General features: G+C 67.5%; 15 protein-coding genes. 10 read left to right on the top strand and 5 right to left on the bottom strand.

Features of this window, described 5'->3' with window-relative positions:
* Positions 1–103: 103 nt before the first annotated feature.
* The 7 genes from M8A51_RS00430 to M8A51_RS00400 all read left to right on the top strand — a co-directional run bounded on the left by M8A51_RS00430 (position 104) and on the right by M8A51_RS00400 (position 9,851).
* Positions 104–1,300 (top strand): acyl-CoA dehydrogenase family protein, encoded by a 1,197-nt coding sequence (locus M8A51_RS00430; protein ID WP_251776118.1) that lies wholly within the window; start codon positions 104–106, stop codon positions 1,298–1,300.
* A 2-nt stretch (positions 1,301–1,302) separates the two neighbouring features.
* On the top strand, positions 1,303–2,445 hold the full coding sequence (locus tag M8A51_RS00425; RefSeq protein WP_251776117.1) for an acyl-CoA dehydrogenase family protein: 1,143 nt from the start codon (positions 1,303–1,305) through the stop codon (positions 2,443–2,445).
* A 70-nt stretch (positions 2,446–2,515) separates the two neighbouring features.
* Positions 2,516–3,223, top strand: coding sequence for a pseudouridine synthase (locus M8A51_RS00420; RefSeq protein WP_251776116.1), 708 nt, complete (start codon positions 2,516–2,518; stop codon positions 3,221–3,223).
* Between the two features lie 7 nt (positions 3,224–3,230).
* A complete protein-coding gene (locus M8A51_RS00415) occupies positions 3,231–4,229 on the top strand; it encodes a bifunctional riboflavin kinase/FAD synthetase (protein WP_251776115.1) in 999 nt (332 codons plus the stop codon).
* Between the two features lie 93 nt (positions 4,230–4,322).
* Positions 4,323–7,145: an isoleucine--tRNA ligase gene (gene ileS / locus M8A51_RS00410; protein ID WP_251776114.1), complete on the top strand. Its 2,823-nt coding sequence runs from the start codon at positions 4,323–4,325 to the stop codon at positions 7,143–7,145.
* Positions 7,145–7,636 (top strand): signal peptidase II, encoded by a 492-nt coding sequence (lspA, locus tag M8A51_RS00405; RefSeq protein ID WP_251776113.1) that lies wholly within the window; start codon positions 7,145–7,147, stop codon positions 7,634–7,636. The genes ileS and lspA overlap by 1 nt, the downstream gene beginning before the upstream one ends.
* A gap of 316 nt (positions 7,637–7,952) precedes the next feature.
* Positions 7,953–9,851, top strand: coding sequence for a hybrid sensor histidine kinase/response regulator (locus M8A51_RS00400; RefSeq protein ID WP_251776112.1), 1,899 nt, complete (start codon positions 7,953–7,955; stop codon positions 9,849–9,851).
* A 59-nt stretch (positions 9,852–9,910) separates the two neighbouring features.
* Here M8A51_RS00400 and M8A51_RS00395 read toward each other — a convergent pair whose 3' ends face one another.
* Positions 9,911–10,894: a quinone oxidoreductase family protein gene (locus tag M8A51_RS00395; RefSeq protein ID WP_251776111.1), complete on the bottom strand. Its 984-nt coding sequence runs from the start codon at positions 10,892–10,894 to the stop codon at positions 9,911–9,913.
* A 289-nt stretch (positions 10,895–11,183) separates the two neighbouring features.
* On the opposite strand from M8A51_RS00395, the gene M8A51_RS00390 reads away from it, so the two are divergent.
* The 3 genes from M8A51_RS00390 to M8A51_RS00380 are packed head-to-tail and all read left to right on the top strand — an operon-like array spanning position 11,184 to position 12,688.
* Positions 11,184–11,462, top strand: coding sequence for a hypothetical protein (locus M8A51_RS00390; RefSeq protein WP_368408507.1), 279 nt, complete (start codon positions 11,184–11,186; stop codon positions 11,460–11,462).
* Between the two features lie 9 nt (positions 11,463–11,471).
* A complete protein-coding gene (locus M8A51_RS00385; protein WP_251776110.1) occupies positions 11,472–11,780 on the top strand; it encodes a putative signal transducing protein in 309 nt (102 codons plus the stop codon).
* A gap of 11 nt (positions 11,781–11,791) precedes the next feature.
* Complete coding sequence (locus M8A51_RS00380; protein ID WP_251776109.1) at positions 11,792–12,688, top strand: DMT family transporter; 897 nt, start codon at positions 11,792–11,794, stop codon at positions 12,686–12,688.
* Positions 12,689–13,387: 699 nt separating this feature from the next.
* On the opposite strand, the gene M8A51_RS00375 is transcribed toward M8A51_RS00380, so the two are convergent.
* The 4 genes from M8A51_RS00375 to M8A51_RS00360 all read right to left on the bottom strand — a co-directional run bounded on the left by M8A51_RS00375 (position 13,388) and on the right by M8A51_RS00360 (position 18,099).
* Positions 13,388–14,167 carry an SDR family oxidoreductase gene (locus tag M8A51_RS00375; protein WP_251776108.1) on the bottom strand — a complete coding sequence of 260 codons (780 nt, stop codon included), beginning with the start codon at positions 14,165–14,167 and terminating at the stop codon, positions 13,388–13,390.
* Positions 14,168–14,177: 10 nt separating this feature from the next.
* The gene (locus tag M8A51_RS00370; protein ID WP_251776545.1) at positions 14,178–15,035 is read right to left on the bottom strand and encodes a DMT family transporter; all 858 of its coding nucleotides are present in this window, start codon (positions 15,033–15,035) and stop codon (positions 14,178–14,180) included.
* A 56-nt stretch (positions 15,036–15,091) separates the two neighbouring features.
* Positions 15,092–16,708 (bottom strand): gamma-glutamyltransferase family protein, encoded by a 1,617-nt coding sequence (locus M8A51_RS00365; RefSeq protein WP_251776107.1) that lies wholly within the window; start codon positions 16,706–16,708, stop codon positions 15,092–15,094.
* Between the two features lie 92 nt (positions 16,709–16,800).
* The gene (locus tag M8A51_RS00360) at positions 16,801–18,099 is read right to left on the bottom strand and encodes a DUF3422 family protein (RefSeq protein ID WP_251776544.1); all 1,299 of its coding nucleotides are present in this window, start codon (positions 18,097–18,099) and stop codon (positions 16,801–16,803) included.
* Positions 18,100–18,150 lie beyond the last annotated feature (51 nt).

Raw genomic sequence — 18,150 nt, 5'->3', positions numbered from 1 at the left:
AACCCTGATGTCGCCGCTGAGACACTCGTTTTCGAACGATCGTGCGTAAACTGGTCTCACATGGTGGTGCGGCTGCAGCCCGCATCGCGCAAGGAGACCGTTGATGGATTTGAATTTCACGCCCGAGGAACAGGCGTTCCGGGCCGAGATCCGGGCCTGGGTACGCGCGAACCTGCCGCAGGACATCAGTCACAAGGTGCACAACGCGCTGCGTCTGAGCAAAGAGGACATGCAGCGCTGGGCCCGGACACTCGGCAGACAGGGCTGGCACGGTTGGGCCTGGCCGAAGGAATTCGGTGGGCCCGGCTGGAACGCCGTGCAGCGGCACCTGTTCGAGGAAGAATGCGCCCTCGCCGGCGCGCCACGGGTCATACCCTTCGGCCCGGTGATGGTGGCGCCGGTGATCATGGCCTTCGGCTCGCCCGAGCAGCAAAAGCGCTTCCTGCCCGGGATCATGAGCGGCGACGTCTGGTGGAGCCAGGGTTACAGCGAACCCGGCTCGGGCTCGGACCTCGCTTCGGTCAAGACCCGCGCCGAACGCCGCGGCGACAAATACGTCGTCAACGGCCAGAAGACCTGGACCACGCTGGGCCAGTACGGCGACTGGATTTTCTGCCTGGTGCGCACCTCGAACGAAGGCAAGCCCCAGACCGGCATCTCCTTCCTCCTGATCGACATGAAATCGCCCGGCATCACAGTGCGGCCCATCATCACACTGGACGGCGAACACGAGGTCAACGAGGTGTTCTTCGACAACGTCGAGGTGCCGGCCGAGAACCTGGTCGGTGAAGAGAACAAGGGCTGGACCTACGCCAAGTACCTGCTTGCGCACGAGCGCACCAACATCGCCGACGTGAACCGTGCGAAGCGCGAACTGGAGCGCCTCAAGCGCATCACCAAGGCCGAGAAGTCGGGCGGGCGCTCCTTGATGGACGACGTGCGCTTTCGCGACCAGATCGCGCAGCTGGAAGTCGACATCGTGGCGCTCGAGATGATGGTGCTGCGCGTGCTGAGCGCCGAGCGCGGCGGCAAGCAGGCGCTGGATGTCGCCGCTTTGCTGAAGATCCGCGGCTCGGAGATCCAGCAGCGCTACACCGAGCTGATGATGCTGGCCTGCGGTCCCTACTCGCTGCCCTTCATCCATGAAGCGATGGAAGCCGGCTGGCAGGGCGACTACGTCGGGGCGATGCACTGTGCGCCGCTGGCCGGCACGTATTTCAACGTCCGCAAGACCACCATCTACGGCGGCAGCAACGAAGTGCAGCGCAACATCGTCGCGCAGATGACGCTGGGAGTCTGAGCATGGATTTCGATTTCACCGACGAACAGGAACAACTGCGCGACGCCGTCAGGAAGTGGGTCGCCAAGGGCTACGACTTCGAGCGCCGTCGCCGCACCGTGAAGTCCGGCGGGTACTCGCGCGAGGCCTGGGCCGAGATGGCGGAGCTGGGGCTGATGGGCCTGGCCGTGCCGGAAGCGCAGGGCGGCATGGGCTTCGGCCCTGTCGAGGCGATGGTGGTGATGGAGGAGCTGGGCCGCGGCATCGTCGTCGAGCCGTATGCGGCGGTGGCGCTCGTGGCCGCCGGCGTGCTGTCGCAGCACGCGCCGCAGGCCGTGCAGCAGGCGTGGCTGCCGAAGCTGGCTGCCGGCGAAGCGCTGGTCGTGCTGGCCCACCAGGAACGCGACGCACGCTACGTGCTGCGCCACGTGACCGCCAGCGCCAAGGAACAAGGCGGGCAGTGGCGCGTCAGCGGCTCGAAGAGCGTGGTGCCGGTCGGGGACCGGGCCGACGCCTACATCGTGCCGGCACGCGTATCCGGCAAGGTCGACGACACCCGCGGCATCGCGCTGCTGCTGGTCGAACGCTCGGCCAGCGGCGTGTCGACCCGCGGCTACCCGACGCAGGACGGCGCGCGAGCGGCCGAGGTCGACTTCGACAACGCGCCCGCCACCCTGCTCGTCGGCCCCGAGGACGGCCACTTCGTGCTCGAGGAAGCTGCCGACATCGCCATCGCCGCCGGCTGCGCCGAAGCCGTCGGCGCGATGGACGCGCTGTTCGCCGTCACCGTCGACTACCTCAACACCCGCAAGCAGTTCGGCGTGCCGATCGGCACCTTCCAGGCGCTGCGCCACCGCGTCGCCGACATGAAGATGCAGTTGGAGCTGGCGCGCTCGATGAGCTACTTCGCGACGCTGAAGCTGCGCGACGACCCCGCGCAGCGCCGCCGTGCCCTGTCGCAGGCCAAAGTGCAATTGGGCCAGTCGATGCGCTTCGTCGGCCAGCAGTCCATCCAGCTGCACGGCGGCATCGGCGTGACCGACGAGTACATTGCCGGGCACTACTTCAAGCGCCTGAGCTGCCTGGAAATGAGCTTCGGCGACACGATGCACCACCTGGCGGAGGTGTCGGCGCGCATGCAGGACACGGCCGGCGTGTTTGCCTGACCGGGCCGCAGTAGACTCGCCCCACCCCGAGCCGCCCGAGGGCGGCTTTCGTGTTTTTCCGCCCCACCCGATGCGCCTCGCCCAACTGCTGTTCTCCCAAGGTTTCGGTACCCGCCGCGAGTGCGAGGGGCTGATCCTCGCCGGGTTCGTCGCCATCGCCGGCCGGGTGATCGACGACCCCGATGCCGAGATCGACCCGCACGGCCTGGTCTACACCGTCGAGGGTCGCGAGTGGCCGTACCATGAGCGCGTCTACCTGCTGCTGCACAAGCCGGCCGGCTACGAATGCTCGCAGAAGCCCTCGGCCTGGCCGAGCATCTACACGCTGCTGCCGCCGCCGCTGCGCCGGCGCGACGTGCAGGCCGTCGGCCGGCTCGATCAGGACACCACCGGCCTGCTGATCCTGACCGACGACGGCGCATTGATCCACCGGCTCACCTCGCCGAAGAAGCACGTGCCCAAAGTCTACGAGGTGACCACGGCCGAGCCGGTGACGCCGAAACAGATCGATGCGCTGCTGGCCGGCGTGACGCTGCGCGACGACCCCAAGCCGGTGCGCGCCGCTGCGTGCGAAGCGGCCGGCGAACGTGCACTGCACCTGACCCTGACCGAAGGCAAGTACCACCAGGTCAAGCGCATGGTGGCCGCGGTCGGCAACCAGGTCGAACGCCTGCACCGCAGCCGCTTCGGCGCGCTGGAGCTGCCCGCCAACATGGGCCCGGGCCAGTGGCGCTGGCTGCAGGGGCCGCAAGACATCCTCGGGGCAACGCCGGGATAATCCCGCCATGCACGTCTTCCGCGGCTTCCACCATGCGGCGCTTGCGCCCGCCTGCGCCCTGACCATCGGCAATTTCGACGGCGTCCACCGTGGTCACCAGGCGATGCTGGCGCTGCTCAAGAGCGAGTCCGAGCACCGCGGCCTGCCGAGCTGCGTGCTGACCTTCGAGCCGCACCCGCGCGACTTCTTCGCGCTGCAGGCCGGCAAGCCGGACCTCGCTCCGGCGCGCATCGCCACCTTGCGCGACAAGCTGACCGAGCTGGAGCGCTGCGGCATCGACCAGGTGGTGGTGCTGCGTTTCGACCAGCGGCTGTCGCGGCTGTCGCCGGACGAATTCATCCAGCAGGTGCTGGTCGACGGCCTCGGCGCGAAGTACGTGCTGGTCGGGGACGACTTCCGCTTCGGAGCCCGTCGCGCCGGCGACTATTCGATGCTCGACGCGGCCGGCGACCGGCTCGGCTTCGATGTCGCCCGCATGAACAGCTACGAGGTGCACGGGCTGCGCGTGTCCAGCTCGGCCGTGCGCGAAGCGCTGGCCTTGGGCGACATGGAGCGCGCCGCCGGCCTGCTCGGGCGGCCCTACAGCATCAGCGGGCACGTGATCCATGGTCGCAAGCTGGGCCGCGAGCTGGGTTTTCGCACGCTGAACCTGCGTTTCCATCACCGCCGCGCGGCCGCGATGGGCATCTTCGTGGTGCAGGTGCACGGGCTGACGACCGAGCCGCTGCAGGGCGTCGCCAGCCTGGGCCTGCGCCCCACGGTGGAAGACACCGGGCGCGTGCTGCTGGAGGTCAACTGCCTCGATTGGCCGGCCGGACTGGGCCTCGAGGGGGGCTACGGTAAAATCGCCCGCGTGGAACTGCTTCATAAACTGCGCGACGAAGCCCGCTACGACGGGCTCGATGCTCTGACGGACGCGATCCGCCAGGACGCGGCCGACGCGCGCAGCTACTTCGCGTCGCTGCACCAGCAAACGCGCCGCCAGACCACCCGCGACCGAATTTAAAGCTCGCCCCTCTGCTGCGAGCCCGGGCCTGCGCACACCCCCCTTCATGGCCCGTTCCCACCCGACATGGCACGCGCTGCGTGCCCCAAGACCATGAGCGACACCCCCGACTACCGATCGACGCTGAATCTGCCCGACACGCCCTTTCCGATGCGCGGCGACCTGCCCAAGCGCGAACCGGGCTGGGTCAAGGAATGGGACGAGCAAGGTGTCTACAAGCAGTTGCGCGACGCCCGTTGCGGCGCACCGAAGTTCGTGCTGCACGACGGCCCGCCGTATGCCAACGGCAAGATCCACATCGGCCACGCCGTCAACAAGGTGCTGAAGGACATGATCGTCAAGGCGCGGCAGCTGGCCGGCTTCGACGCGGTCTACGTGCCCGGCTGGGACTGCCACGGCCTGCCGATCGAGAATCAGATCGAGAAGACCTACGGCCGCAAATTGAGCCGCGACGAGGTGCAGGCCAAGAGCCGTGCCTACGCCACCGAGCAGATCGACCAGCAGCGCGCCGATTTCAAGCGCCTGGGCGTGCTGGGCGACTGGGACCGGCCCTACCGCACGATGGACTTCGGCAACGAGGCCGACGAGATCCGCGCGCTGAAACGCATCATCGAGCGTGGCTTCGTCTATCGCGGTCTGAAGCCGGTGTACTGGTGCTTCGACTGCGGTTCTTCGTTGGCCGAGTTCGAGATCGAGTACGCCGACAAGAAGTCGCAGACGCTGGACGTCGGCTTCCTGTGCGCCGAACCGGGCAAGCTGGCCGCCGCCTTCGATTTGCCCAAGCTGGGCAAGGACGCCTTCGTCGTCATCTGGACCACCACCCCGTGGACGCTGCCCGCCAACCAGGCGCTCAACCTGAACCCCGAGCTGGAATACGCACTGGTCGACACCGAGCGCGGCCTGCTGCTGCTGGCCTCGGCGCTGGTCGAAAAGTGCCTGGAGCGCTACGGCCTGCAAGGGCGGGTCGTCGCGACGACAAAGGGGGCCTCGCTCGACCGCATCCATTTCCACCACCCGCTGGCGCACGTGCACCCAGGCTACGACCGCCTGGCACCGGTCTACCTGGCCGACTACGCCACGGCGGAAGACGGCACCGGTATCGTGCACTCGGCGCCGGCCTACGGCGTCGACGACTTCAACTCCTGCGTCGCGCACGGGCTGAAGTACGACGACATCCTGAACCCGGTGCAGGGCCACGGCGCCTACGTCGACAGCCTGCCGCTGTTCGGTGGGCTGAACATCTGGAAGGCCGGGCCGCAGATCATCGAGACGATGCGCGAGGCCGGCCGGCTGTTCGCCACCTCCAACCTGGTGCACAGCTACCCCCACTGCTGGCGCCACAAGACGCCGGTGGTCTACCGCGCCGCCGCGCAGTGGTTCGTGCGCATGGACGAGGGCGACGGCGTGTTCACCGCCGACAAGGCCTCGAAGACGCTGCGCCAGCTCGCGCTGGACGCGATCGAGCAGACCAGCTTCTACCCGGAGAACGGCAAGGCCCGCCTGCGCGACATGATCGCCGGCCGGCCCGACTGGTGCATCTCGCGCCAGCGCAACTGGGGCGTACCGTTGCCCTTCTTCCTGCACAAGGCCACCGGCGAGCTGCACCCGGACACGATGAACCTGATCGAGCGGGCCGCGCAGCTCGTCGAGCAAGGCGGTGTCGAGGCCTGGTCCAAGCTCGATCCGCGCGAGTGGCTAGGCGACGAGGCCGAGCACTACGCCAAGAGCACTGACATCCTCGACGTCTGGTTCGACTCGGGCACGACGCATTTCCACGTGTTGAAGCGCAGCCATGCCGAGCAGTCCGCATGGCCGGCCGACCTGTACCTCGAAGGGCATGACCAGCACCGCGGCTGGTTCCACTCGTCACTGCTGACGGCCTGCGCGATGTACGACCGGGCGCCCTACAAGGGCCTGCTGACGCACGGCTTCACGGTCGACGGCCAGGGCCGCAAACAGAGCAAGTCGCTCGGCAACACCGTCGTGCCGCAAGAGGTGAGCGACAAGCTGGGCGCCGAGATCATCCGCCTGTGGGTGGCCAGCACCGATTACTCGGGCGACCTGGGCATCGACGACAAGATCCTGGCCCGCGTGGTGGACGCGTACCGCCGCATCCGCAACACGCTGCGCTTCCTGCTGGCGAACACCAGCGACTTCGACCCGGCCGCCGACATGGTGCCGTTCGACCAATTGCTGGAGATCGACCGCTACGCGCTGGCCCGTGCCTCGGCACTGCAAACCGAGATCCTGGCGCACTACGAGGTCTACGAGTTTCACCCGGTGGTCGCCAAGCTGCAGGTGTATTGCTCGGAGGACCTGGGTGCGTTCTACCTCGACGTGCTGAAGGACCGCCTGTACACCACCGCGCCGAAGTCGCTCGCGCGCCGCTCGGCGCAAACCGCGCTGTGGCAGCTGACGCACGCGATGCTGCGCTGGATGGCTCCGTTCCTCAGCTTCACCGCCGAGGAAGCGTGGAAGGTGTTCGCCCCGGGGCAGTCTCCGTCGATCTTCGTCGAGACCTACTGGAGCTTCGCCGGCAACGACGAGGCAGTGCAATTGAAGTGGTCGCGGCTGCTGGACATCCGGGCCGTCGTGAACAAGGAGATCGAGGCCCTGCGGGCCGAAGGCAAGGTGGGTGCATCGCTGCAGGCCAACGTGACGATTGCCGCGAACGAAGACGACCGGCGGGTGATGCAAAGCCTGGGCGAAGACCTGAAATTCGTGTTCATCACGTCCGCCGTCGAGGTGGTGCCCGGTGACGAATTGAAGGTCACCGTGACGCCGGCCACCGCGCCGAAGTGCGAGCGCTGCTGGCACTACCGCGACGACGTCGGCCATGACGCTGCGCACCCGACCATCTGCAGCCGCTGCACCAGCAACCTGTACGGCACCGGTGAAAACCGGAAGGCGGCCTGATGGCAGACGCAAAAGGCTCGGCCAGCCTGTGGCCCTGGCTCGGCATCGCGCTGGCGGTGATCCTGCTCGACCAGTTCACGAAGACGCTGATCCTCGGCTATTACCAGCTGGGGCAGGGCACGCCGGTCACGCCTTTCTTCAATATCGTGCGGGTCCACAACACCGGCGCCGCGTTCTCCTTCCTGGCTGGGGCGTCGGGCTGGCAGCGCTGGTTCTTCATTGGCCTGGGCCTGGCGGCGGCGATCTTCATCGTCGTCATGCTCAAGCGCCATGGCGGGCAGCGGCTGTTCGCCTGGGCGCTGTCGCTGATCCTCGGCGGCGCACTCGGCAACGTGATCGACCGGGCGCTGCACGGCTATGTGGTGGACTTCCTGGATTTCCATCTCAGCGGCCGGCACTTCCCGGCCTTCAACATCGCCGACAGCGCCATTACCGCAGGCGCCGCACTGATGATCCTCGACGAGCTGCTCAGGGTGCGGCGCGGGCGCTGACATGGGCATTGTTCCCCGGCGTTGACCGCCTCGGCGCAATGCAACGACAATGCGCCGACCCACAGAGAGGGGAGCATCGTGCGAGACAGCAGACGGGAGCGCTTTGCGCTTCGACGGGCGCCCCGGCAAGCGGCGCAGAGATGCAGGTGCGATCGGTCGGTGCCGGCATGAGCGCCGCCCGGCCGCCCGAAGGCGCGACGTCCCTCCTGGAGGGACAGGCGCGCAGCGCCCAGGGTGTTCCCATCTGCGCCGCCCGGCCGCCCGAAGGCGCGACGTCCCTCCTGGAGGGACAGGCGCACAGCGCCCAGAGGAACTCATGACCGCGCTGCTGCCTTTTTCGGCACTCGACCACCTCGCGTGGCTGGAGGTGCCGCTGTGGGTCTTCGACCTCGAGCACTGCCGCGTCCCCTGGGCCAACCCGGCGGGCGTCGCTTTCTGGCAGGCCCCTTCCAGCGTTGAACTGAGCGCCCGGGACTTCTCCGACATGAGCGAGTCCACCGCCATGCGTCTGCACCTCGTGACGCAGGCGCACCAAGAGGGCCGCACGACGCACGAGCAGTGGACGCTGTATCCGAAGGGTCAACCGGTGACGGTGGACTTGCAAAGCCGCGGCATCGCGCTGGACGACGGCCGGCCAGCCATCCTTTTCGCCGCGGTTCATGTGCACACCGACGTCGACCCGGTCGTGCTGCGCGGCGTCGAGGCCATGAAACACATGGCCGTCAAGGTGGCGTTGCACCGGCTTCCGGACGGCGAAGTGCTGATGCGCAACCCCGCGGCGCTGCAATCGTTCGGCCCCCTGAGCGGCAGCAGCCCGCACGATGAGTTGCGCGCCCTGTTCGCAGATCCTGGGGTGGCCGACGAGGTGCTGCGTCACGTGCGATCAGGACAGGCGTACGCCGGCGAAGCAGAGCTGCAGACGCGGCAGGGCCGCCGCTGGCACGGCTTCGACGTTCGGCCGGTCTGGGACCCGGTCAGCGGCGAGCGCGCGGTACAGGTCAACGCCCGCGACATCTCCGACCTGAAGGACGTGCAGCGTGCATTGGAACAGGCCCGCAATGCCGCCGAGGCCGCGAACCGGGCGAAAAGCAGCTTCCTGGCCAACATGAGCCACGAGATCCGCACGCCGATGAATGGTGTGCTGGGCATGACCGAGCTGGTGCTCAACACACCGCTGACGGGTCGCCAGCGAGAGTTCCTCGAGCTGGCGCACAGCTCGGCGCGCTCGCTGCTCGCGATCATCAACGACGTGCTCGACTTCTCGAAGATCGAGGCGGACAAGCTGGTGCTCGAGCGCACTCCTTTCCGCGTGCGTGCGCTGGTCGACGAGGTGCTGCATTTCTTCCAGGCGCAGGCACGCCAGAAGAACCTGTCGCTGTGTGCCGAGTTCGGGGCCGACGTGCCGACCGCTGCCGTGGGCGACCCGGGTCGTATCCGGCAGGTGCTGACCAACCTGCTCAGCAACGGCCTGAAGTTCACGACCGTCGGCGAAGTGCGCGTCGCCACCGGCGCGCGCCCCTTGCCCGACGGCGACGTGATGCTGGAGTTCGTGATCAGCGATACCGGCATCGGCATGACGCCTCAGGAACAGGCCACAGTCTTCGAGCCCTTCATGCAAGCCGACAACAGTCTGACGCGACGCCATGGCGGCACGGGGCTGGGTCTGGCGATCGTGCGGCGTCTCGTCGACCTGATGGGCGGGGAGGTGTCGGTGCACAGCGCTCCCGGCTATGGCACCACCTTCCGCTGCACCGTGCGCTGCCAGGTCGTGGCGGCGTCTGAAGGCACGCCCGGGTCGCCCGCAGCGCGGCCGCGCATCTGGCCTCGGTTGCAGGGCAGGCGCGTGCTGCTGGCCGAAGACAACCCGATCAACCAGACGCTGGCGGTGGCGATGCTCGGCACGCTGGGGATGCACTGCGAAGTGGTTGCCCATGGGGCCGATGCGGTCGAGCGGCTGCGGGCCGAGCGCTTCGATGCAGTGTTGATGGATGTGCAGATGCCCATCATGGGGGGATTCGAGGCGACGGGAGAGATTCGTCGCCACGAGCGCGAGAGCGCGTTGCCCCGCACCCCCATCGTGGCGATGACCGCCTATGCGATGGAGGGGGATCGCGAGCGGTGCCTGGCAGCGGGCATGGACGGCTATGTGGCGAAGCCGGTGCAGGTGGAGACGCTGGCGCAGGCATTGGCGGGGGTACTCGGCGAAGAAAGGTGAGGGCTTCTCACCGCCGCGGAAGGCTTGCGTCTGCGAGAAGCAAACCGAGGCCGCGCCGCTCAGGGCACCAGCACGCTCGATCCGGTGGTGCGCCGACTCTCCAGGTCGACATGCGCCTGGGCCGCATCCTTCAGGGCGTACCGCTGGTCCACGCGTATCTTCACCTTTCCGCTGGTCACCATCCCGAACAGGTCGTCCGCCATGGCCTGGGTCGCCTCCCTAGTGGCAATGTGCGTGAAGATGGTCGGCCGCGTCACGTACAGGGATCCCTTCGCTCCCAGGGTCGCCAGCGCAACGGGCGCCACCGGCCCCGACGCGTTGCCGTAGCTCGCCATCAAGCCGAACGGCTGCAGGCAGTCGAGCGACCCGTCCCAGGTGTCCTTGCCGACCGCGTCGTACACCGCCTTCACGCCACGCCCGCCGGTGATCTGCTTGACCCGCTCGACGAAGTTCTCGCGCTGGTAGTTGATGACATGGGATGCCCCATGCTCCAACGCCAGCGCGCATTTCTCGTCCGAACCTGCGGTGCCGATCAACTGCACGCCCATCGCGCGGGCCCACTGGCAGGCGATCAGGCCCACGCCGCCGGCGGCCGCATGGAAAAGGATGAAGTCGCCGGGCTGCAGCCCCCCTTGTGGCTGGGTCTTGCGCAGCAAATATTGCACGGTCAGGCCCTTGAGCATCATCGCGGCGCCTTCCTCGAAGCTGATCGCATCGGGCAGCTTCACGACACATTTGGCCGGCATCACGCGCACCTCGCTGTACGCACCGGGCGGCTGGCTGGCATACGCGGCGCGGTCGCCTGGCTTCAGGTGCGTGACGCCCTCGCCCACGGCCTCGACGACGCCCGCGCCTTCCATGCCCAAAGTCAGGGGCAGGGGCAGCGCGTACAGGCCATTGCGATGGTAGACGTCGATGAAATTGATGCCGCAGGCCTGGTGGCGGATGCGAATCTCGCCGGCGCCCGGGTCACCGACCCGGACCTCGGCCACCTCGATCACTTCGGGTCCGCCGGTGCGGCGGATCTGGATGGCAATGGACATCGAACGGCTCCTCACGAGGATGAAAACAGGCAATACCATACGCCGCCCTGGGAAAGCCTGCTGGGCAAGGCGACTTGATATGGGGCAAGGAAGCGGTGGGTGTTCTCCGGTCTTCGCTGCGGCGCGGTTTTCTCCCAGGCTGGCTCACCCTGGACGCAGAGCATCCGCCCACCGACCGAGGCCGGGAAACGCCATCCGTCTCCCTGCTCGGCCTTCCGCTGCAGACGCTGCCGCCGACGGCCCCGACCTGGACAGCTCGCTGTTGGCGTGGGAGAAAAGTTTGGGCACGATGGCCGTCTTGGGCTGCGTGTTGCTCATCGTCGAGATGCTGTGGGGCCGTGCCTCCCCGATGATCCTCGACCGGCAGGTCGACGCCATCACCGCTGCACTCGCCAGCCTGCGGCTGGTGCTGATGCAACCGCTGGTGATGCTGTGCTGGGGCGCACTGAGTACGTTGCTCGCGGGGCTCGCGCTGCTGCCGGGCTGCCTCGGTTTGCGGGTGATCGGGCCGGTGCTGCGGCATGCGTCCTGGCACGCGTATCGTGCCGCGATAGCGCCGCCGCAGTAGCATCGCTCCATGCTGAAACTGACGCAAGCGCCCAATATCGCGATCGCGACATTGTGGGCCGACTGGCTCACCAGCGTCGGCATCGAAGCCTGCGTGCAGCGCATGTACGCGAGCGGCATCGCCGGTGAAATCCCTCCCGACCAGAGCCTGCCCGAGGTATGGATCACGGACGAGCACAGGCTGCACGACGCGCGGCGCATGCTGCACGAATTGCAGCACCCGCTCGAGCGGCGCTGGGTCTGCCAAGCTTGCAAGGAGCTGATAGAGGGGCCGTTCGAGCAATGCTGGAATTGCGGAGCTAACATGCCGGGCCCCTGACGTCCCCGTGCATGACCCGCATCACTCCCAAGACCGCCCTGCTCCTGACCCTGCCGCCGCTGCTCTGGGCCGGCAATGCGGTCGTCGGCCGCCTGATGGTGGGCACCGTTGCGCCACTGACACTGAACTTGCTGCGCTGGCTGCTGGCTGCCTTGATCCTGCTGCCGCTCGGCTGGCGCGTGCTGCGCCGTGGCAGCCCGTTGTGGCAGCGCTGGCGGCGCTTCGCCTTGTTGGGACTGCTGGGCGTGGGCAGCTACAACTCGCTGCAGTATCTGGCGCTGCAGACGTCCACGCCGATCAACGTGACCTTGATCGCCGCCAGCATGCCCGTGTGGATGCTGGGCGTGGGCGCGTTCGTGTACGGCGAGCGGCCCCGTGCATCGCAGATCCTCGGCGCGGCACTGTCGCTGGTCGGCGTGCTGTTCGTCATCTCGCGCGGCAGCTGGGACACCTTGATGCAGGTGCGTCTGGTGACCGGTGACCTGTACATGCTGGTCGCGGTGTTGCTGTGGGCCGGGTACAGCTGGATGCTGGCGAGGCCGGGCGACGCGTCGGCCCGGGAATGGCACTGGGCGGAGTTCCTGCTGGCGCAGATCACCTTCGGGCTCCTGTGGTCCAGTCTCGCCGCCGGGGCGGAATCGTCGGTGCGGGAAGTGGCTGTGCCGCTGAGCTGGCCAGTCCTGGGGGCCTTGGTGTACATCGCGATCGGCGCGTCGCTCGTGGCTTACCGGTGCTGGGGCATCGGAGTCGCCTCGGTCGGGCCGGCGATCGCTGCGTTCTTCAGCAACCTGACGCCGGTGTTCGCGGCGGTGCTGTCGGCGGCGCTGCTGGGTGAAGCGCCGGCCTGGTTTCATGCGGTGGCGTTCGGGTTGATCGTGGCGGGGATTGTGGTCTCTTCGAGGCGGTAGCTTGGGGCGGGCGCGCCTGATCCGGCGCGGGGCATTGCGCTGCCGCGCCGCGAGTCCGCCACCCGGCGGGCGGTTGCCTGTCTTGCTTCTTGTCAAGATGTCGCACATTGCGCTGCCGCGCCGGGAGTCCGCCCCGGCAGGCGGGTAACTTTCATTTGGCTGGCCCAAATGAAAGTCACCAAAGCAAAGCGCCTGAAGAAGAACACCATGCACTCTGACCGTTGAGCTTCTTGAAGGCGGTCCGGCGGGCGGCCTGTGAATGCTGTGCCGGCTCGATGAGCCGCACACCTGTTGTTTCGGTCCGAAGCGGACCGAATACCGGGACCGAAGACAAGACGAACGGCGCCAGCGTGCTCGGGCTCGCTACGCATCGCCCTGGCTGTTCCTGACATTCTCGAGGGTCACGCGCAGCGGAGCCGTAGCGTTGGACGAGCAGGTGGTTCTAGCTCATTCGGCAAGGATCGACCGCCCGCTGGGCCGACGGGAAGAAGCTCAACGGTGAGAGTGCATGGTGTTGCATTCAGGCTCTCTTCTTGGGTGACTTTCTTCTGAGCCAGCAGATGTTCCGAAGGGGGGTCCACTTACTTTGCGCAGCAAAGTTAGTGGGCACCAAAGTTACCCGCCCGCCGGGGCGGACTCCCGGCTCGGCAGCGCCATTGAACAAGGCGCCTCAAGCAGCAAGCAGCAAGCAAGTACTGCTCAGAACGTCCCTGGATACGCCCCCCCGTCCAACAACCAGTTCTGCCCCGTGATATAGCTCGCCCGCGCGCTGCACAGGAACGCACACGCCGCCCCGAACTCGTCCGGCGTCCCCAACCGCCCGGCGGGAATCGCCTTCACCCGCGCCTCCAGCGCCGCATCGATCGACACGCCGCGATCTTTCGCAGAGGCTTCGAGCGTCTTGCGGATGCGATCGGTGTCGAACGCCCCGGGCAGCAGGTTGTTGATCGTCACGTTGTGCACGACGGTCTTGCGCGCCACCCCGGCCACGAACCCGGTCAAGCCCGAACGCGCTCCGTTGGACAGACCCAGCACGTCGATCGGGGCCTTCACCGAACTCGACGTGATGTTGACGATACGGCCGAAGCGCCGCGCGATCATGCCGTCGACGGTCGCCTTGATCAGCTCGATCGGTGTCAGCATGTTGGCGTCCACCGCCTTGATCCAGTCCTCGCGGGTCCACTGATGGAAGTCGCCCGGCGGCGGGCCGCCGGCGTTGTTGATGAGGATGTCGACTTGCGGGCATGCGGCGAGCGCGGCAGCACGGCCGGCTTCGGTGGTGATGTCACCGGCGACGCTGCGCACCTCTGCCAACCCCAGCGCGCGCAGTTCGGCGGCCGCGGCCTCCAGCGCCTCGGTGCCGCGTGCGGTCATCACCACGTTGACGCCCTCTTGCACCAGCGCCTGCGCACACCCCTTGCCGAGGCCCTTGCTCGACGCACACACCAGCGCCCACTTGCCCTTGATCCCGAGGTCCATTCGATGTCTCCTATTGCTTCCATTTCGCCAGCAGCCAGATGCCGACAAGCACCAGCAGCGTTCCGGCCGCGATCCACGGCGTGAAAGGTTCGCCGAGGATGAGCACGCCCATGATCAGCGTCGACAGCGGGCCGACCATGCCGGTCTGCGCAGCCATCGTCGCGCCGATGCGCTCGATCGCGAGCATCACCATCAACACCGGCGCCACCGTACACACGGTCGCGTTCAACACCGACAGCCAGATCACTTCAGGCGCCACGGCAGCCGCGGACAGCGGGCGCAGCAACGCGAACTGGGCGATGCACAGCGCGCAGGCCACCAGGCTGGCCCAGCCGACCAGGCGCAGCGAGCCGAGCCGCTGCACCAGTTCGCCGCTGTAGACCAGGTAGACCGCATACGACGCGGCGCTGGCGAACACCAGGACGCCCCCCAGCAGCACATTGGCGCCCTGGAAATCGACCTCCTGGCCGAACACCAGCAGCACGCCGCTGTAGCTGACGCCGATCGCGACCAGTTGCCGCCAGCCGACCTTCTTCTTGAACATCAGCAGGCTCAGGCCCAGCACGAGCGTCGGGTTGAGATACAGGATCAGCCGCTCGAGGCTGGCGCTGATGTACTGCAGCCCCATGAAGTCGAGAAAGCTCGCGAGGTAGTAGCCACTGACGCCGAGGCCGACGATGCCCAGCCAGTCGCGCCCGCTCATGCGGGCCTTGCCGCGCCCGGCCCACCACGCGATGAGCGCGAACATCGGCAGCGCGAACAGCATGCGGTACATGATCAGCGTGACCGCGTCGACGCCGTAGCGATAGGCGAGCTTGACGATGATCGCCTTGCCCGAGAACGCGATCGAGCCGAGCAGTGCAAGCATCAGCCCGCTGGCGAGCGGTTTGCCGCCGTCGCCGACCGTGGGCGTGGCAACGGCGCTCAAAAGCCGACCGCCTGGCCGTCGCGCCGCGGATCGCTGGCGGCCACGTAGCCCTCCACGGCCGGGTCGCCGAGGCGCCAGATGAACTGGCCCGCACCGAAATCCTGGTACGAATCCTGGATCACCTCCAGGCGGTGGCCGCGTTCGGCGAGCTCGCGCACGACGGCCTCGTCCATGTGGGCCTCGACGTTGAGTTCCAGCCCCGAGTTGTAGCGCCAGCGCGGTGCATCGCAGGCGGTCTGCGGGTTCTGCCCGTAGTCGAGCATGCGCACCAGCGTCTGCACATGACCTTGCGGCTGCATGTTGGCGCCCATCACGCCGAAGCTCATCACCGGTTGGCCGTCTTTCGTCAGGAAGGCCGGGATGATGGTGTGGAACGGCCGCTTGCCCGGCGCGACGACGTTGGGGCTGCTCGCATCCAGCGAGAAGGCGTGGCCGCGGTTCTGCAGCGACAGGCCGTAGCTCGGCACGACCACGCCGGAACCGAAGCCGGTGTAGTTGCTCTGGATGAAACTGACCATCATGCCGTTCTCGTCGGCAGCGGTGAGATAGATGGTGCCGCCCTTGACGGGGTTGCCGGCCTGGAAGTCCTGCGCGCGCTTCGGATCGATCAACCGGGCTCGGCGGGCGAGATACGCGTCGTCGAGCATCTGCCCGGGCGTCACATCCATCGCGTCCGGATCGGCGACGTAGCGGTACGCATCGGCGAAGGCGAGCTTCATCGCCTCGATCTGCAGATGCTGCGAATCGGCACTGTCGACCGGCATGGACGAGACGTCGAACTGGTCGAGGATGCCCAGGGCGATCAGTGCGGCGATGCCCTGCCCGTTCGGCGGGATCTCGTGCAGCGTGTAGCCGCGATACGTCTTGCCGATCGGCTCGACCCACTCGGGCGTGTAGGCCGCGAAGTCGGCTGCTGTCATCGCACCGCCGTGCTCCTTGGCAAATCGCTCGGCGGCGGCCGCGACTTCTCCGCGGTAATACGCCTCGCCGCGCGTCTGCGCAATCAGCTTCAACGTCCGCGCGGCCTCCTTGAACTGCCACAGCTCACCGACTTCCGGCGCACGCCCGTGAGGCAGGAAGGCCTGCGCAAACCCGGGCAGGTCGCGCAGTTCATCGACCGGCGCGGCCCACTTCTGCGCCACCACCGATGGCACCGCGTAGCCGCGTTCGGCTGCCTCGATCGCCGGCTCGATCAGATCGGCGAAAGGCAGCTTGCCGAAACGCTCGCTCAAGGCGACCCAGCCGCCGACGGCGCCGGGCACCGTGACCGCGTCCCAGCCCCGCTTCGGCGGAGTTTTCGCATCGTCGCCGTACTTGCGCCGGAAGTGGTCGAGCGTCCATGCCTGCGGCGCCCGGCCGGAAGCGTTCAACCCGTGCAGTTGCCGGCCATCCCACAGGATGCAGAAGGCGTCGCTGCCGAGGCCGTTGCTGACAGGTTCGTAGATCGTCATCGCCGCTGCCGCAGCGATCGCCGCATCGACCGCATTGCCGCCCTTGAGCAGCATGCGCAGGCCGGCAGTGGCGGCCGCGGGGTGCGAAGTCGACACCACGTTGCGTGCGAACAGCGGCAGGCGCTTGGACGCATAGGGAAAGTCGTACAGGAAGGGCTTCATGACCGGCCTTTCGCGGGGCGCCCGCGGCGAAAACCGCCGCGGGGTAGGAGGAGCGAAAGATTATCCGGTCATGCCCGCGGGCGTGCAGGTGTTCAGTGTGGATTCAGCACTTCGCGCCCGGCGACACGGTGCGCCATCTGGTGCAGTCTGCGCAATCCTGACCAGACCATGAGGGCGATGAGGGGAATCGAGCCGGCCACCAGCACCTCGGGCGACAGCGGCAGCAGCCCCGCCTCCTTGCCGCCCTTGGCCAGATAGCCGACCAGCCCGGCGCCGTAGTAGGTGATGGCCGCCACCGACAGCCCTTCGACGGCGCTCTGCAGACGCAGTTGCACTTCCTGGCGCTTGTTCATCGCGTCGAGCAGCTCCTTGCTGCTTTGCTGCTGCTCGATCTCGACACGGGTGCGCAACAGATTGCTGGTACGCGAGATGCGTTCGGACAGCTGCTGCTGCCGCCGCGCGGCCCATGCACAAGTCTGCATCGCCGGGCCGAGCCGGCGGTCCATGAATTCCCCGATGGTCTGCAAACCGGCCAGGCGGTGCTCGTGCAGTTCATCGATGCGACGCTGCACCAGCTCGAAGTAGGCGGCACTGGCCGAAAACCGCGCATGGGTGCTCGCGTACAGGCTCTCGACACGCCCGGCCAGCTGCGTCAGCTGACGCAGCAGCTCGGGCTCGCGGTCCTGCTCGGCACTGCGGATCTGCCCGGCGATCTGCGCCAAGTCGCGTTCCGCGTCGGCCAGCGTCGCCGACACCTCGCGTGCTGCCGGCAGTCCCATCAACGCCGTCATGCGGTAGGTCTCGACCTCGAGCAGCCGTTGGACCGTGCGGCCCAAGCGCCGCGGGTGCATGCTCGCCGCGACCAGCACGACGCGGCCAAAGCCGTCGCCGTGCAAGCGGAAGTCGGTATAGACCTCGGCCTGCCCGTCCATCACGGTCGAGCCGATCAGGCTTTCCTCGTCGAGCGAGCCGCGCACCAGCGCGTCGTGGCCGTCCTCGCGCGTCGACGTGACAAGCACGTGCAAGCCCACCAGCCATTGCCCCGGCACGTCGCGCAGCCAGTCCTGCGGGACGGACGCGACGGCCGTCGGCTCGAACGACGAGGGATTGTCCGGAAGCTGGCGCCAGAAGGTGTAGGTCTGGAATTCGGTGTGTTGCTCCCAACGCAGGCGCACACCGCCCAGGTCGATGCTCAGGTGGCCGGCCTCCTCCGACGGCAGCGGCAGGTGGCGCGACTTCAGCAGCGCGTGCAGGTGCACCCGGCTCGCGGTCTCGCCCGGGGGGGTCAGCAGCGCCAGATGCGACAGCGCCAGTGGGGCGGACATGCGTTCGTAAGGCCGTGCGTGGACTTCGTTGTGCAGCGATTCGCGCAGGGGATGCGGTTTGAGCATCGACATGGGTTTCCTCCTGGCGGCGATTATGGGCTGCAGATCGCACACGCA

Origin of the sequence: Caldimonas mangrovi (genome assembly GCF_023721835.1) — a bacterium.
GTDB classification, from domain to species: Bacteria; Pseudomonadota; Gammaproteobacteria; order Burkholderiales; family Burkholderiaceae_C; genus Caldimonas; species Caldimonas mangrovi.
This window is presented reverse-complemented; position numbering and strand designations above follow the sequence as displayed.